This is a genomic window from Shewanella scandinavica (genome assembly GCF_031932065.1).
In the GTDB taxonomy this organism is placed as follows: Bacteria; Pseudomonadota; Gammaproteobacteria; order Enterobacterales; family Shewanellaceae; genus Shewanella; species Shewanella baltica.
Map to the genome: position 1 here is coordinate 323,535 of NZ_JAUOES010000001.1, position 15,616 is coordinate 339,150.

Below are 15,616 nucleotides of genomic sequence, written 5' to 3' on the forward strand. Positions count from 1 at the left end.
AGGATGCGGTCTAATGCGAATCAATTCGATGCCAGTCGGGGCTCACCCAATCACACTCTCTATCACCCGACTGAGTCGAGCCAGCCAATGGATACTCAAGCGACATAGAAAATTCACGCCACTGTTATGGTTTGTCACCGCACTCCCTTTTGTCACACTCTCCTTTAACTCATTAGCGGCCAATACCAGTGAGGCCGAGCCAGAGCTAAAGATTCAAGAAAGCAGCGTCACCGATGGCCCTTATGTGTTTTTAAACGATGCTCAAAAAGACACTGCCTATTGGATTTGCCAGAGTGAGCTAAAACAAACGCCGATTGCGAAGGCGCAGTTAACTCGCCCTGCCAGTTGCGGTGAATTACCAGAGCCCCATCTTCACACACTAGCTGCCACCGTTGAGCCCGATACCTTTACTCATGTCAGCAAAATTGTCGCCCTTAGCGATGTGCACGGCCAATTTGATGTGATGATTAACTTACTAAAAGCCCATAAGATTATCGACAAAGATAACCACTGGGCCTTTGGTGATGGCCATATGGTGATGACGGGCGACATGTTTGACCGTGGCCATCAAGTCAATGAAGTATTGTGGTTTTTATATACCTTAGACCAAGAAGCTCAAGCTGCGGGCGGACGCTTACATCTACTCATGGGCAATCACGAGCAAATGGTGTTTCGCGGCGACTTACGCTATGTCAACGAACGCTATCAAGTCGCGGCCGATTTACTCAAACGCAGCTACGATGCGCTCTACAACAAAGACACCGAAATCGGCCAATGGCTTCGCAGCAAACATACCTTAGTCAAAATCAATAATATCTTGTTTATGCACGGCGGCATCAGCCCTGAATGGATCGAGCGTAAATTACATATCGGCGAGGCTAACCAACTCTTTCGTCAGCATTTAGATGATAAAAAAGCCGATTTGAAAAAGGATGATTTACTCAACTTTCTGTTTTTTACCAATGGCCCGACTTGGTATCGCGGATACTTTAAAGATGAACTGAAAGAGTCGGATATCGATAGCATACTGAACTATTTCAAGGTAGAGCATATTGTCGTTGGACACACATCGCAGGAGCAAGTGCTTGGCCTCTATCACAATAAAATCATTGCGATAGACAGCAGTATTAAGAATGGTCAATCCGGTGAACTCTTGCTTATCGACGCAGGCAAACTCAGCCGCGGTCTGTATCAGGGTGAGCAGGTTTCGCTATAAGACATAAGACACCTCGCTAATCTCTTCAGCATAATATGTGAATGCCCTAGCGCCCTAATGCATGAATAAGCTAGGGCGCGAATGTGTAAATGAGTAAGGGCAAACATGCACGCATCTTAGTATTCATAAGTTCGCCAGTTTTTATTAACTCTGACTATACTCAAGCCAAGTGCGACTCACCTCAGTGCTGGAGTAGAAATGGGGAACAAATTACTCACATTATCTGGCTTTTGCTTGTTTATGCTCGGCTTCATCCACCCCGCATTTGCGGGTCGAGAACTCCATTTAGTCGCCACAAACTACCCTCCTTTTTATGCCGATGCTTTACCCGAACAGGGCGGCGTCGCCCAAGTGGTCAAAGAAGCCTTTAAACGCCAAGGTTACAATGCCAACCTTAAGTTTTATCCCTTCGCTCGCGCAGCCTTACTCGTTAAAACGGGCCAAGCCGATGGCATTATTGGACTCTGGTATCGCAAAGAGCGTGAGCAATGGGCTCAATATTCTGCGCCAATCCAACCCGTACAAATCGTGTTTTATAAACGTAAAGATGCGCCGCTGAGCTTTAGTCAGCTCTCTGAGCTCAAGCCCTACACGATTGGCATAGGTCGCGGTTACGCTAATCCACCCGAAATCTTCGCCGCAGGGCTCACCACCGAAGAAGGTAATTCGGATGAAATGAACCTCAAGAAGCTTTTTTTAAAGCGTATCGATTTAGTCTTGATTGGCCATAACTTAGCCAGATACTTAATCAAGAAAGGCCCAGCTGAATATGACGATGCCTTTGAACAAGTCGGTCAACCCATAGCGACTGAGGTATTTCACTTAGGGGTGTCTCTGGCCGTGACAGATCATCAGCAGTTGGTAACGGATTTTAATCAAGGCTTAGAAAGTATGCGCAGCGATGGTCGATTAGCTTCCATTTTAAGCCAATATCCTCAGGTTGAAACGACTCAAGCCCCAGTCGAAAAAACGCGTACTGAGATCCATCCCTAGGGCACTAGAGTCTTCTCGCACTGGCCCTTTGCACAAAAAAACCGCAAAAGCCGCGTTGAATTGTGTTCAAGGCTCAAAAAACACAATTTCTTTCATTTTCGTTTGCTTACCTTTACAAACTTTTACCCAACTCAGGTAGGTTATTCACTAGAATAGCCCCATTAGAGCTATCACCTTTTTCAACTGCCTTTGCGCGAGATAATAATTACAATGAAAAAAACCATTATTGCCATTGCCCTGCTTGCGGTTATCGCCACAGCGGTGAGTTTTAGTGATGTCCTTCAAGCAGCCAAACCCGAAAGCGCTCCCCACCTTATGCGTACCGTTCCAGTGGTCACGGGTGAAGTCGTTGAATATCCGTTAGCACAATCTATCTCGCTTATCGGCAAACTCGCTGCCGAACGCGCAGTGATCATCGCGCCGCAAGTCACAGGTAAGATTAAGCAAGTCGCCGTGACCTCAAACCAAGCGGTGAAAAAAGGCCAGTTGCTCATCGAACTCGATGATATGAAAACCCAAGCCGCCGTCGCCGAGGCTAATGCGTTTCTCAACGATGAAAAACGTAAACTCAAAGAATTTGAAAAACTGATCAGCCGTAACGCCATCACCCAAACCGAGATTGACGCACAAAAAGCCAGTGTGGATATCGCCCAAGCACGCTTAGCTTCAGCCCAAGCCGATTTACATTACCACTCGCTGATTGCGCCGTTTGCGGGCAATACGGGACTGATTAATTTCAGCGAAGGCAAGATGGTCAGCATAGGCACTGAATTAATGTCGCTGGATGATTTATCTAGCATGCGCCTCGACTTACAAGTGCCAGAGCATTTCCTGTCGCAATTGAGCATAGGTATGCAAGTGGCGGCCACCAGCCGTGCTTGGCCGGATGAAACCTTTACCGGCAAAGTTGTCGCTATCGATCCCCGCGTCAATGAAGAAACCTTAAACCTTAAAGTGCGGGTGCAATTCGACAACCCAAAAAATCGCTTAAAACCCGGCATGATGATGTCATCCACTATCACTTTTCCTGCGATTTCAGCACCTATGGTGCCAGTACAAGCCCTTGAATATTCAGGCACTAAACGTTACGTATACGTAGTTAACGCCGATCACATCGCCAACCGCACCGAAGTGCAGTTAGGTGCCCGTATCGATAACCAAGTCTTGATTGAAAACGGTTTGAGCATAGGTGACAAAGTCGTCGTACAAGGCTTAGTGAATATGCGCGATGGCCTGCAAATCAATGAAGTGACGCTCGATGCCAAGGCATCAGCCCGTGCGACTGAGCTTTCAAGCCCAAAAGCTACGGAGACTAAATAATGTGGTTATCCGATGTTTCGGTTAAACGCCCCGTCGTTGCCATCGTTTTAAGCTTACTGCTGTGCGTATTCGGCATAGTCTCCTTCTCTAAATTGTCGATACGGGAAATGCCCGACGTCGAAAGCCCTGTGGTCACCATTAGCACCAGTTACTCGGGTGCGTCGGCGGCCATTATGGAAAGCCAGATCACTAAAACCCTAGAAGATGAACTGACGGGGATCAGTGGTATCGACGAAATCACTTCGACCACACGTAATGGTAGCTCGCGTATCACAGTGAAATTCCTCCTCGGGTGGAACTTAACCGAAGGCGTGAGTGATGTGCGTGATGCGGTGGCACGCGCACAACGCAGGCTGCCTGAGGATGCGAAAGATCCTGTCGTCTCAAAAGACAATGGCTCGGGCGAACCCTCAGTCTATGTGAATTTAAGTTCGAGTGTGATGGACCGCACTCAGTTAACGGATTACGCCCAGCGCGTGTTAGAGGACAGATTTAGCCTTATCAGCGGCGTGAGTTCTATCAGTATTTCCGGCGGCTTGTACAAGGTGATGTACGTTAAGCTCAGACCCGAGCAAATGGCGGGACGCAATGTCACAGTCACAGACATAACGAACGCGCTGCGTAAAGAAAACATCGAAACACCCGGCGGCCAAGTGCGAAACGACACCACAGTGATGTCGGTGCGTACCAAACGCTTGTACTACACGCCAAAGGATTTTGACTACCTAGTGGTGCGTACCGCCAGCGATGGCACGCCTATCTACTTAAAAGATGTGGCCGATGTGGCTGTCGGTGCACAAAATGAAAACTCGACCTTCAAAAGCGACGGTATCGTTAACATCAGCTTAGGCATTATTGCCCAGTCCGATGCCAACCCATTGCTCGTTGCCAAAGAAGTGCACCAAGAAGTCGACCGCGTACAAGACTTCCTGCCCGAAGGCACTAGCCTAGTGGTCGACTTCGACTCTACCGTATTTATCGACCGCTCGATTAACGAGGTGTATAGCACCCTTTATGTCACGGGCGCCTTAGTGGTACTCGTGCTGTATATCTTCATCGGACAAGCGCGGGCGACACTCATCCCTGCGGTAACGGTTCCGGTATCGTTAATCTCGGCATTTATCGCCGCTAACATGCTAGGTTATTCGATTAACCTACTGACATTGATGGCGTTAATCCTCTCAATCGGTCTAGTGGTCGATGATGCGATTGTGGTGGTCGAGAACATTTTCCACCATATAGAAAAAGGCGAAGAGCCCTTACTCGCCGCCTATAAAGGCACCCGCGAAGTGGGCTTTGCCGTTGTCGCCACCACGGCGGTATTAGTTATGGTATTCCTGCCGATTTCCTTTATGGAGGGTATGGTCGGACTCTTATTTACCGAGTTCTCCGTGATGCTGGCGGTGTCGGTGCTGTTTTCCTCCTTAGTAGCACTGACACTTACGCCCGTGCTGAGCAGCAAGTTACTTAAAGCCAACGTCAAACCGAATCGCTTTAATCGTTGGGTCGATCGCGGTTTTGCCCGCATGGAAAGCGTCTATCGCGTCGCCGTTACTCGGGCGATTAAACTTCGTCTACTCGCGCCCTTAGTTATTCTCGCCTGTATCGGCGGCAGTGCTTGGTTAATGCAACAAGTGCCGTCACAGCTGGCGCCGCAGGAAGACCGCGGTGTGTTGTTCGCCTTTGTTAAAGGCGCCGAAGGCACCAGTTATAACCGTATGACAGCCAATATGGATATCGTCGAAGACAGACTTATGCCCTTGCTGGGTCAAGGTGTGCTGCGCTCCTTCAGCGTGCAAGCCCCCGCGTTTGGTGGCCGTGCGGGCGATCAAACGGGCTTTGTGATCATGCAGCTTGAAGATTGGGGCACACGCACCGAATCCGCACAGCAAGCGCTTGGGATTATTAGCAAAGCATTGAAAGACATTCCCGATGTGATGGTTCGCCCTATGATGCCAGGCTTTAGGGGCCAATCGAGCGAACCGGTGCAATTTGTGCTTGGTGGTTCGGACTATGCCGAACTGTTTAAGTGGGCGCAGGTGCTCAAAGAAGAAGCCAACGCCAGCCCTATGATGGAAGGCGCCGACTTAGATTACGCCGAAACCACGCCTGAGCTTATCGTGACTGTTGATAAAGAACGCGCAGCTGAATTGGGTATCAGTGTCGATGAAGTGTCGCAAACCTTAGAAGTCATGCTCGGCGGTCGCACCGAAACCACCTATGTGGATCGCGGCGAAGAATACGATGTGTACTTGCGCGGCGATGAGAACAGTTTTAACAACGTTGGCGATCTTAGCCAAATCTACATGCGTTCCGGTAAGGGCGAGTTAGTGACGCTTGATACCGTGACCCATATCGAAGAAATAGCCTCGGCACAAAGATTAAGCCACACCAATAAGCAAAAATCGATCACCCTTAAGGCAAACGTCAGTGAAGGCTACACCTTAGGTGAGGGCTTAAAGTTTCTTGATGCTAAAGCCATTGAATTATTACCTAAGGATATTTCCATTGGTTACACCGGCGAATCCAAAGACTTTAAGGAAAACCAAAGCAGTATCTTTATCGTATTTGGTTTAGCTTTACTGGTTGCTTACTTAGTCTTAGCCGCGCAGTTTGAAAGTTTTATCAACCCGTTAGTGGTGATGTTTACTGTGCCTATGGGTGTATTTGGTGGCTTCTTGGGTCTACTGCTCACCAGTCAAGGGATTAATATTTACAGCCAGATCGGCATGATCATGTTGATTGGTATGGTGACCAAAAACGGTATCCTTATCGTAGAGTTTGCTAACCAATTGCGTGACCGCGGTTTTGAACTCGATAAAGCTATTATCGATGCGTCATCCCGTCGTTTGCGGCCAATCCTAATGACAGCCTTCACCACTTTAGTTGGCGCTGTGCCGTTAATTTTCTCGACGGGCGCAGGTTCAGAAAGTCGTATCGCTGTGGGTACTGTAGTGTTCTTCGGTATGGCATTCGCCACCTTTGTGACACTACTCGTCATCCCTGCCATGTATCGATTAATCTCGGCAGCGACCCATTCACCGGGATATGTTGAAGCTAAGCTCGAAGCGGCAATTAAAGCACAAGAGTTAGCGGCACAAGAGGCGGCGACAAAGCAGCAGGAGCTTGCGCCTAAAGCCTAGCGCTTCACGCCTACTCATCAATGTAAATAATCACATAACAAAAAGCCAAGGCAATCAGTGCCTTGGCTTTTTCTATTTATATTTAAGCGTTTTTTGCTTTATGGGCTAAGCCCACATTTACACCTAATCCAACACAAAGCAGTGCACTTAACGTAATCACTATACCTAAATGGTGAATGATTCCTGCGCCGCCTAAACCTAGTCCCAACAAAATGTAATAAAACAGTCCGAAGAGTGCGCCAGCAGAGCCCGCATAGGCGCGGTAGTTTGCCAGAGCCGAGCTGAGTATGTTCGGAATCGCTATCCCGTAAGCAATCACGATCAAGAGCATAGGCGCTAAAAAGTAAACATTATTCAGCCCCATAAAGGTCGATTGGATCAGCCAAATACCTAGTCCACCGACAAGTGCAATAGCACTGGCTAAGCGAATCAGTCGTGCACCAGTGTGGCCTCGACCCAGCATTATTTTATTAACATAACTGCCAAGGAATGTACCAAAGCCTAACAGTAAGCCACTGGTACCAAAGGCAAGCGTCGATAACCCTTGCGCCTCAAACATAAATGGCGCCAGTGAAAAGTAGCTAAACCACATCAGATTAAACGCCGCCACCAACAAGGTGTTCTTAATAATCCCGCTGTCACTAAGCATCTTAATCGCTAACTCGCCTATGGCGATTTTCTGAGTATGTACGGGTTTAGTTTCGGGTAAAGATCTTACCGACAAAAATAACAACACGATTGCAGAGACCATGAGTGCGACAAACACCCCTTGATATCCCCAATACGCACTGAGAACACTGCCCAATAGCAATCCGATAACTGGGCTTATTCCAAGTGACATTCCCATCACAGAAAAGACTTTGGCTAATTCTTCGCCGCTATAACTGTCACGCATCATAGTTTGGGTAATCACAGAACCCACTGCCGCGCCAAAGGCCGACAATATGCGGGCCATCAACAACAGGCTAAAGTCACTAACCATCAAGGCTAACGCTGAGCCAATGGCATAACAGACTAATCCCGCGAGCATAGCTTTACGGCGACCAATAATGTCAGCTAAGCGGCCCCAGCAAAATACGCCGATGGCAAAGGCCATAAAGTACACAGATAAGGTTTGCGATGCAGCGGCAACCGACACCGCAAAGTTTTCTGCAATATTAGGCAAAGCAGGGCTATAAATGGTTTCCATAATTTGCGGAAACATCATTAGCAGCACAACGAGCCCTAATGGTGGTTTTATATTCATGATTTTTAGTCCATTTCAGTCATCCAAATGAGTTGGTTTACCGAAATGTCGCTCCATACTTGTCAAAGATGGCGCAGTATAGATAAAATCCAAATGTGTCCATTAGCAACACTTAGACAAAAAACATCAAAAATAGGACAAAATGGCCTTTATTCTACCTGAACAGCAATTTAATCCAGACCAGCTGGATAATCTGGTCATTGGCATTGCCGCAGATATGGGCGAACACGACTCGGGAGTGCATTACCACAGAAAAGCACAACTGCTGTACGCTCCCACAGGCGTGATGAGATTCACCCTAGCCGATACTCAAATGGTGTTACCGCCAACGCGTGCGGCTTGGTTGCCAGCTAGCGTTAAGCACAGCGTTACCATGCGTAATGTGGTTGCCTATCGCTCACTCTACTTTGAACCAGAAACCGTCACTTCATTGCCCGATAAAGTCACTATTTTCCATGTAAACCCGCTACTCAAAGCGTTAATCGACACTATGTCGTTTTGGCCTTGGGACAAACCAAGAAGCACTCAACACAATGCCTTTTTGCTGCTCTGCGAAGAATTGGGCCATGCCGCGGAAGAAAATCTGGCTTTACCCCTCCCACAGGATAAACGTTTAAAAACCTGGCTTGCGCAACTGCAACAACACCAAAAACCGCCAGCCAATCTTAAGGATATGGCAGTAGAAATCGGAGCCAGTGAACGCACAATTAGCCGTATTTTTAGCGCACAGACGGGAATGGCTTATCAAGCATGGCGCCAGCAATGGCGTTTACTCTCGGCCATTGAACAATTGGCGGCGGGGAAATCGGTGGCGCAGGTGGGCTTTAATTTACAATTTTCCAGTGACAGTGCCTTTATCAGCTTTTTTAAGCAATATACCGGCACCACTCCGGCGCAATATTTTAAATCCCCTAACATTTAGCCAAATATCCAATCCCGCGAGTACAACTCTGGTGAGGCAATTTCCCCGCTCAACCGAGAGCTGTACTTTCCATTTAGCGCCCGTTGGCGACTTGCTGTGTTATAGTGCGAGAAGTCTTTTCCCAGATCGAAAAATACGAATCCCTTGAAAAAAATCGCTTTATTTGTGGATGTACAAAACATTTATTACACCTGCCGTGAAGCCTATGGCCGCCAATTTAATTACCGTAAATTATGGCAACACTTAGGTTACGAGGGGGACATAGCGTTGGCCGTAGCTTATGCCATCCACAAGGGGGACGATGGGCAGTTAAAATTCCAGGACGCGTTAAAGCACATAGGCTTTGAAGTGAAGTTAAAACCTTTCATTCAGCGCAGCGATGGCTCGGCCAAAGGCGACTGGGATGTGGGGATCACTATCGATATTATGGAAGCGGCGAGTGAAGTGGATACTGTGATCTTATTGTCTGGTGATGGCGATTTCGATTTATTGCTGCAAAAAATCCATCAAAAATATGGCGTTGAAACCCAAGTCTATGGCGTCCCTACCCTGACGGCTAAATCCTTAAGGGATGCAGCGTCTCAATTTCACCCCATAGATGCCGCACTCTTGCTCTAGTACCCATAAAAAATGCTGCTATCGATCACGGCAACAGCATCTTAAATTCACTATTTTAGCCATCAAAGTTACAACACATCTAATGATAGGTAATGTCCGAATACATAGGTGCGAGACGTTTTAGGAGGGCATTGCGGGTCGATAATGGTATGTGTTGCTCCTTCATCGATTCAATTAAATGGCCCACTAAGGCATCAAAATCCGCCTGAGTAATATTCAACCCTTGGTGACTCAGTGCCATATTTTCACCGTGATACACACAACCGCCATCAGCAATCAGACAAAAATGCTCAATGGCGCGCTCACGAAATAACGCAATATCCGTCTCTTGGAAGTGATGCACTATGCGTGGATCGGTTGCTATACGGGCAAGTAAGCCATCGACAATCGCTGATAAACCAGCTTCACCACCTAACTCTTGATATAAGGTTTGCTGGCTTGAGTTGCCATTATTTGAGTTAACCTGTGGCGCCGATGATTCAGCCGTTTGCACTGCGCAGCCAGTGAAAAAAAACAAAGCGGCGACAGGTAATAGCTTCAGCAATAAACGACTCATAGTGCTCCCTCCACCGACACATACCAACCTTGCTGATCGGCAAAACCCGCAATACTGCCTAAATTCGCATAAGCCGTGACCACGGAAAGATGCTTATTGATAAACCACGCTAAAAACACATCCTGCCAATCATCTTCACGGGCAAAAGCTAACTCATTGGGTTTCTGGCGATATTCGATACCCAGCGCCACATTATCCGTTAGTAATACCGCCACAGACGCTTCGAGCACAAACTGATAATCATTACTGGCTTGGGTACCAAAACCCAATAAACCCGTTTGATTCGCCTTGGTCGCGCGCACGGTACCATTAAGTAATAAATTGCGCCCCGCCACCGCATCAAAAAACACTTTGCTGGCAGCAATATACACATCTAACCCCCAATCATCCCGCGCCCCAACCGCCTGAGGAATCGCAAAGTCATCGACTCTTTTATACTGAGCACCTAAGGTGATTTGCGGCATAGCCGTATAAAGTAACTCGCCGGCAAGCTTGTATTTTACCCCAAAGATATCTTGGCCTAACTCGCCGCCCATAGTATCTAAATCAAAGGTTTGCCGCGCAACGCTGAGCTCGAATCGATTATCAAAACTCAAGGAAGCGCCAATCACTTTCAGCGAAAAGTCATCGACATAAACGCCTGTCGCCATCGCCGTAGCGGACCATTCATCGCTACTACCATAACCGTTGATCACCGCCCACGGCACTATGCCACCGCCAGCACTGCCCTCAATCGTCGTCCCGCCGCCAGTCGCAACCACGCGGCTACCTTCGGCAAACGCAGGAACTGTGCCCAATAGTAAACACAGACAAGGCAAAGCCTTAGCACAATTCCAAGCTAATGAATTCAACTTCAATGCATTCATGGCAATGTTCACTCGCTACTCCGCTTTATTCTTTCAAACACGACTAAGTCTAAGGTTTTTTGTGCGCTTTCTTGGGCAAATTAACTTATGCGCCAGAGGGATTTTTATGGTTAAACGCTTCAAACCACAGATCAAATTCAGCCGCTTTTAAGGGTTTTGAAAACACATAGCCTTGGATGATGTCGCAATTGAGGTTACGCAGAATTTCAACGCCTTCTGGTTCCTCAACCCCTTCGGCCACAACGGTAAACCCTAGGCCGTGGATCAACTGAATGCTCGTGTTCACTATCATCACATCTTGACTATTCGTGAGCATGTCTTTGATAAAGCTACGATCAATCTTCACTTCATTGACCGGCAAAATTTTCAAATAAGCTAAGGATGAATGCCCTGTGCCAAAGTCATCGATGGCGACCGACACGCCCATGTCACGGAATCGCTGCAACACACTCACTACTGTCTGTGCATCTTTCATCACAGCGCCTTCGGTGACTTCGATGCAGAGTGCGCCGCTTGGCAGATTATTGTCTTTTAATAAACTAGCAATTTGATTCGGCAAGCGGGTATCGACTAAATCATGGGCCGACAGGTTAATGGCCAGTTTTAGCAGCATACCCCGCTGCTGCCATGCGACTAATTGTTTAATCGCCTGCTGCAACACCCATTGGCTGACTATATCAATGTTGCCAGAGTTTTCAGCGAGTTGAATAAACTCATCGGGCGGAATAAACCCTAGCGTAGGATGTTGCCAGCGGATCAATGCCTCGGCGCCAGTGCACTGGTTTAGGCGTAAATCCACTTTAGGTTGGAACACTAAATACAATTGGTTTTGCGCTAAACCTATAGGCAAATCACGGATAATCGTCAGCTCACGCTGATACTTTTCATCGGCGCCCTGACGATAACTGACAATACGTTGCTCTTCGAGACAGGCTTGATTGAGGGCAATTTCGGCGCGGCGTACTAACACATCGATATCGGCACCGTTGCCATCGATTTCAAGTAATCCCGCCCGCACGGTAAGAGAGATATTTGAGCCTTGGATTGGAAATGGCGACTCCAACATATCCAATGATTTCAGCAAGTGCTCGGGACGAATACCTTGGCTATACAGGAGTAAAAATGAGTCGCCGTCTAATCGCGCGAGTAAATCTGGAGTGGGGGCTAATTGCTCTAAACGGCGGGCAAAAAGCACCAATAAAGTATCGGCGTTAGCAAAACCGATAATGTCGTTGATATGGCGAAAATGTTTAATATCCAGCAATACCATAGCGCCGGCTAGCTCATGTTTAAGATCCGCTAAATACTGTTTAGCCGCAAAACGATTGAGCAATCCCGTCAAACTGTCGTGGTGGGATTGATAGACTAAATCCTTTTCCCGCGCTTCAATATCGTCGCGCATCAAGGACAAACTTTTGGCCAACACCCGCAGTTCTGCTGGCGCACCTTGAATATTGCCAGGCTGCTTACCTTGACCAATTTTACGGGCATAGGTCACCAGTTGATGCACAGGCTCAGTCAAACTGCCCGACAACCAAATCGCAATTACAATCGCCAGCGCTAAGGTCAAAGCAAAAATCAGCAACATATTATTGCGTAGATGCTGATAACTTTGCTGCCACTTAAGGTTTGACTGATGCAGTAGGGCTAATTGGCTGCCGTTATGATCATAAAGTTTGATCGCCATGGATAGATAATCCACGGGAATGTTCTCACTGGGCATTTTCAGTAGGCTGGGGAATAGGCTCGCCTGCTCTACCACACTGCGTTTTTCATCGTCGGATAAAGTTGACGCGATTTCGGTACGACCCGTGGCTTGATTGACAAAGCTGACATCGATACCGGTAATGGCTTTAGCTTGTTGGGCGACTTTCTCATCCAATAGGAACCCCATTCCGACCCAAGCAATCAAGGTCGGCGCCTTCACGGGCTGCAACACAAACTGATAGCTGGCATGATCAAAATTGAGGATAGCTAAAGCATTGTTATTGCTGGTGGTCATATCGAATAAGGATTGAATGTCATCCTGAGTGAGTCCGGGCAGACTCGAGGTCAACAGCTCTCCTTTTGGAGACAACAATACTGCAGCGTCGGCGCCGATACGAGAGCCGTGATTGGATAACACTGACTCAATGGTTTCTTGCTCGCCGGTGGCAATCGCGCGCTTAAAACCAAAATCGGCACTGAGCACGGACAAACTTTGGCTGAGCTGAATACCGCGATTCGAAAGGACTTCGAGAAACACATTGGCACCAATATCTAAACTTTTTTGTTGCTGTAAAAAGTTGTCCCTTTCGGTCGCCGTCAATACAGAAAATGCCGTGGCAAACTGCACTAGAGTCAGCACAATAAAGAAAACTAAAATCAGCCGTGCGCGAAAACTATTTAGCATGTAATGGCTTGCCTTGAGCATCGTAGTGGCCAAATCCCGCTGGCGGGGCTGACGGTTTAGCTTGGCGCTCAATGTCTAAGGACAAACTGAGTTGATTCGCGCCAGTGGTTAACACTAGCTCAGTCGGCTCTGAGGCCACCTTCTGCCATGGATGCCAGAGTTTGACTTTATATTGACCGGCCGTAAGATCCTTAAACTGGATCTCACCTTTTTCGTCCGTCACTGCAACAATTGGGCTATCCGCCACATAGATAAATGCCTGCATATAATCGTGAATATTGCAGCCAAGTGCGACTAAGCCGGGTTTATCGAACAGGATCGGCGCTTCGGCTTGACCCACATACAGTTTAAGTTCGAAAGGTTTCGCCTCGGAAAAGGAATACACATGGTGACGAGTGCGATCTAGGTTAGGAAAATCCACCTTGGCGCCCTTAGGGACCGCCAACACAAAAGGGATAAAGGTTCGATTTTTTTGTGACATTTCATAATGTCCAACAGGCATAGCCTTATCGGGCATCACTGCCGGGATCAACTCCACGACAGTATCGGCAATCGCCTGCTGCTGTAGATCCACCAGCTTAATATTGAGCTCAGCAGCCATGATTTGAGGCGTCAGAGAGGCAGAAACACTCAAAACTAGAGCAAATAAAGCGCGATTTAAGATCATCAGTTACCTCGGGCATAGTGATGCAAGGTCAACAAGTACCTTAGCTGAGTACGGCGTAAAACAAACTATTTTTATTCGTGTAGCATTGTACATCACTAATATATCGAATATTCCATTGGAACCTATAGAAGAGCGCCAAAACAGTAATCATTCTAATCGTCCAACTGCCATTACGCACGAAAGTGACCACAAATAATGGATAAACAACATCATACACACATTTCAAGCACGGATAACCACGACGTTTAAATCGAACCATACTGGCTCAACGCTGGCACTTCCGTTTCATTATATTCTTGGGTAGATAACTGATAAAAATTATCAGCATCAGCTTGCAACACACCATAGACATACGAGTCCAACTTACCTTGCTCAACCATAAGAGTCATAATTTCAAAGACTTCTGTCAGTTTCAATGAGCCCCGATAAGGCCGTTTCTGTGTGAGTGCTTGGAATACATCAACGATAGCCAAAACTCGTGATGGCAAATCTAACTCTTCCTGTCGCTTGCTAAAGGGATAACCTGAACCATCGAGACGTTCATGGTGGTTTGAAGCCCATTCACCAATCACAGATTTTGGGAAAAAACATTTCAGGGTGTTTTCGGTATCGACTGTGTGACGTTTTACGATGGAATATTCTTCTTTCGTTAACTTGCCTTCTTTGTGTAATAACGCATCGGGGGTTTTAAGTTTGCCGACATCGTGTAATAAACCAGCGACATATAACAACTCGGCATCGAGAGCTGGCACGCCACAATCGAGGGCTACCAGTTTTGCGAGCAAGGCCACTTTATCGGAATGATGGAAAGTGAAAGGACTTTTAGCATCGACTATTTTTGCAAGAAATCTAGCCAGTTGAATAACGCCGTCGAGATCTAACTCTTTGTCATAAAAATGGTTTATCTCAAAATCAACAACCATCTGTTCTATGCTATTGACGTCCATGCTGTACCAAAAGCCATCTTTATTAACCAGTTGGCACATAGCGTCAACCATATTCGGTTCAAATAAACTGCCACTGTGCACTCTTAAATTTTCAGCCACTAAGCTCTCATGCAAAGTTATGAGCTCCTCATGACAACCTTGAGTATATCGAGCGCGTAAAAAGTCTGTACGGTCTGCCAGAAAAATCAGTGCAGCAATATCTCGCTCAAACGCTGGCAACACGAGGCTCTGATTCTCTATCCATGGGGTATGATGATAGCGCACAGAGGCTGCAAACTTATCCAATAGTGGACACTTTACTAGAGCTTGATAGCCACGTTCGCAATGGGAGTTGGCATCCTCGGGCTGCATCAGCTTGAGTAGGCGCAAATGTTCCTCCGATGAGGACACGCCACAGTCATGAATTAGCCCAGCAAAATAGGCAAACTGCTTCTTATCATCGGGCCAATTTAACACCGAGGCACATTCATAGGCCATATACGCGACTCTGTGCCCATGGTGTAAGTCATCAACGCCCACAAAATCTAATGCTTTAGCTACGGCTAATAAAGCATGTCTTACATCAATTTTCACTTTTAGTTCATGGGGTTGAAAAGTTTCCATTGCAATTATCCAATCATCCTTTTACTCTGATTAAACTATAGTCAACACTATTGATTTTCGCCGAGATCAAACAAAAGGCCTACATGATGTAGGCCTTTTCTATGCATTAGTCCATTGCGAGAAACCA

General features: G+C 47.1%; 12 protein-coding genes. 6 read left to right on the plus strand and 6 right to left on the minus strand.

Going from position 1 to position 15,616, the window contains the following annotated elements:
- Positions 1 to 13 precede the first annotated feature (13 nt).
- The 4 genes from Q4Q50_RS01325 to Q4Q50_RS01340 all read left to right on the plus strand — a co-directional run bounded on the left by Q4Q50_RS01325 (position 14) and on the right by Q4Q50_RS01340 (position 6,672).
- Positions 14 to 1,216: a metallophosphoesterase gene (locus tag Q4Q50_RS01325; RefSeq protein WP_311897992.1), complete on the plus strand. Its 1,203-nt coding sequence runs from the start codon at positions 14 to 16 to the stop codon at positions 1,214 to 1,216.
- Positions 1,217 to 1,414: 198 nt separating this feature from the next.
- Positions 1,415 to 2,209: a substrate-binding periplasmic protein gene (locus Q4Q50_RS01330; RefSeq protein ID WP_311897993.1), complete on the plus strand. Its 795-nt coding sequence runs from the start codon at positions 1,415 to 1,417 to the stop codon at positions 2,207 to 2,209.
- A 210-nt stretch (positions 2,210 to 2,419) separates the two neighbouring features.
- Complete coding sequence (locus Q4Q50_RS01335; RefSeq protein WP_259540969.1) at positions 2,420 to 3,529, plus strand: efflux RND transporter periplasmic adaptor subunit; 1,110 nt, start codon at positions 2,420 to 2,422, stop codon at positions 3,527 to 3,529.
- The gene (locus tag Q4Q50_RS01340) at positions 3,529 to 6,672 is read left to right on the plus strand and encodes a multidrug efflux RND transporter permease subunit (protein ID WP_311897995.1); all 3,144 of its coding nucleotides are present in this window, start codon (positions 3,529 to 3,531) and stop codon (positions 6,670 to 6,672) included. Before Q4Q50_RS01335 ends, Q4Q50_RS01340 begins: the two co-directional genes overlap by 1 nt.
- Positions 6,673 to 6,754: 82 nt before the next feature.
- Here the strand turns inward: Q4Q50_RS01340 and Q4Q50_RS01345 are convergent, their stop codons facing one another.
- Positions 6,755 to 7,918 carry a multidrug effflux MFS transporter gene (locus tag Q4Q50_RS01345; protein ID WP_311897996.1) on the minus strand — a complete coding sequence of 388 codons (1,164 nt, stop codon included), beginning with the start codon at positions 7,916 to 7,918 and terminating at the stop codon, positions 6,755 to 6,757.
- 142 nt (positions 7,919 to 8,060) lie between these two features.
- Here Q4Q50_RS01345 and Q4Q50_RS01350 point away from each other — a divergent pair, with 142 nt between their 5' ends.
- Together Q4Q50_RS01350 and Q4Q50_RS01355 are read left to right on the plus strand one after the other, a co-directional pair.
- On the plus strand, positions 8,061 to 8,840 hold the full coding sequence (locus Q4Q50_RS01350; protein ID WP_311897998.1) for an AraC family transcriptional regulator: 780 nt from the start codon (positions 8,061 to 8,063) through the stop codon (positions 8,838 to 8,840).
- A gap of 144 nt (positions 8,841 to 8,984) precedes the next feature.
- A complete protein-coding gene (locus Q4Q50_RS01355) occupies positions 8,985 to 9,458 on the plus strand; it encodes a LabA-like NYN domain-containing protein (RefSeq protein ID WP_012089839.1) in 474 nt (157 codons plus the stop codon).
- Positions 9,459 to 9,537: 79 nt separating this feature from the next.
- On the opposite strand, the gene Q4Q50_RS01360 is transcribed toward Q4Q50_RS01355, so the two are convergent.
- The 5 genes from Q4Q50_RS01360 to Q4Q50_RS01380 form a co-directional block, all read right to left on the minus strand.
- On the minus strand, positions 9,538 to 10,014 hold the full coding sequence (locus Q4Q50_RS01360) for a group I truncated hemoglobin (protein WP_006086891.1): 477 nt from the start codon (positions 10,012 to 10,014) through the stop codon (positions 9,538 to 9,540).
- Positions 10,011 to 10,880 (minus strand): DUF3034 family protein, encoded by an 870-nt coding sequence (locus Q4Q50_RS01365; protein ID WP_311898027.1) that lies wholly within the window; start codon positions 10,878 to 10,880, stop codon positions 10,011 to 10,013. Before Q4Q50_RS01365 ends, Q4Q50_RS01360 begins: the two co-directional genes overlap by 4 nt.
- An 85-nt stretch (positions 10,881 to 10,965) precedes the next feature.
- On the minus strand, positions 10,966 to 13,272 hold the full coding sequence (locus tag Q4Q50_RS01370) for a bifunctional diguanylate cyclase/phosphodiesterase (RefSeq protein ID WP_311898001.1): 2,307 nt from the start codon (positions 13,270 to 13,272) through the stop codon (positions 10,966 to 10,968).
- Positions 13,262 to 13,939 (minus strand): methylamine utilization protein, encoded by a 678-nt coding sequence (locus Q4Q50_RS01375; RefSeq protein ID WP_311898002.1) that lies wholly within the window; start codon positions 13,937 to 13,939, stop codon positions 13,262 to 13,264. Before Q4Q50_RS01375 ends, Q4Q50_RS01370 begins: the two co-directional genes overlap by 11 nt.
- A gap of 245 nt (positions 13,940 to 14,184) precedes the next feature.
- On the minus strand, positions 14,185 to 15,489 hold the full coding sequence (locus tag Q4Q50_RS01380) for an HD-GYP domain-containing protein (RefSeq protein ID WP_311898004.1): 1,305 nt from the start codon (positions 15,487 to 15,489) through the stop codon (positions 14,185 to 14,187).
- Between the last annotated feature and the right edge of the window lie 127 nt (positions 15,490 to 15,616).

What these genes read in the sequence shown, in the direction of transcription:
- Q4Q50_RS01380 (WP_311898004.1), bottom strand. Translation starts at nt 15,489, where the DNA reads ATGGAAACTTTTCAACCCCATGAACTAAAAGTGAAAATTGATGTAAGA.
- Q4Q50_RS01360 (WP_006086891.1), bottom strand. Translation starts at nt 10,014, where the DNA reads ATGAGTCGTTTATTGCTGAAGCTATTACCTGTCGCCGCTTTGTTTTTT.
- Q4Q50_RS01345 (WP_311897996.1), bottom strand. Translation starts at nt 7,918, where the DNA reads ATGAATATAAAACCACCATTAGGGCTCGTTGTGCTGCTAATGATGTTT.
- Q4Q50_RS01340 (WP_311897995.1), top strand. Translation starts at nt 3,529, where the DNA reads ATGTGGTTATCCGATGTTTCGGTTAAACGCCCCGTCGTTGCCATCGTT.
- Q4Q50_RS01375 (WP_311898002.1), bottom strand. Translation starts at nt 13,939, where the DNA reads ATGATCTTAAATCGCGCTTTATTTGCTCTAGTTTTGAGTGTTTCTGCC.
- Q4Q50_RS01370 (WP_311898001.1), bottom strand. Translation starts at nt 13,272, where the DNA reads ATGCTAAATAGTTTTCGCGCACGGCTGATTTTAGTTTTCTTTATTGTG.
- Q4Q50_RS01330 (WP_311897993.1), top strand. Translation starts at nt 1,415, where the DNA reads ATGGGGAACAAATTACTCACATTATCTGGCTTTTGCTTGTTTATGCTC.
- Q4Q50_RS01335 (WP_259540969.1), top strand. Translation starts at nt 2,420, where the DNA reads ATGAAAAAAACCATTATTGCCATTGCCCTGCTTGCGGTTATCGCCACA.
- Q4Q50_RS01350 (WP_311897998.1), top strand. Translation starts at nt 8,061, where the DNA reads ATGGCCTTTATTCTACCTGAACAGCAATTTAATCCAGACCAGCTGGAT.
- Q4Q50_RS01325 (WP_311897992.1), top strand. Translation starts at nt 14, where the DNA reads ATGCGAATCAATTCGATGCCAGTCGGGGCTCACCCAATCACACTCTCT.
- Q4Q50_RS01365 (WP_311898027.1), bottom strand. Translation starts at nt 10,880, where the DNA reads ATGAATGCATTGAAGTTGAATTCATTAGCTTGGAATTGTGCTAAGGCT.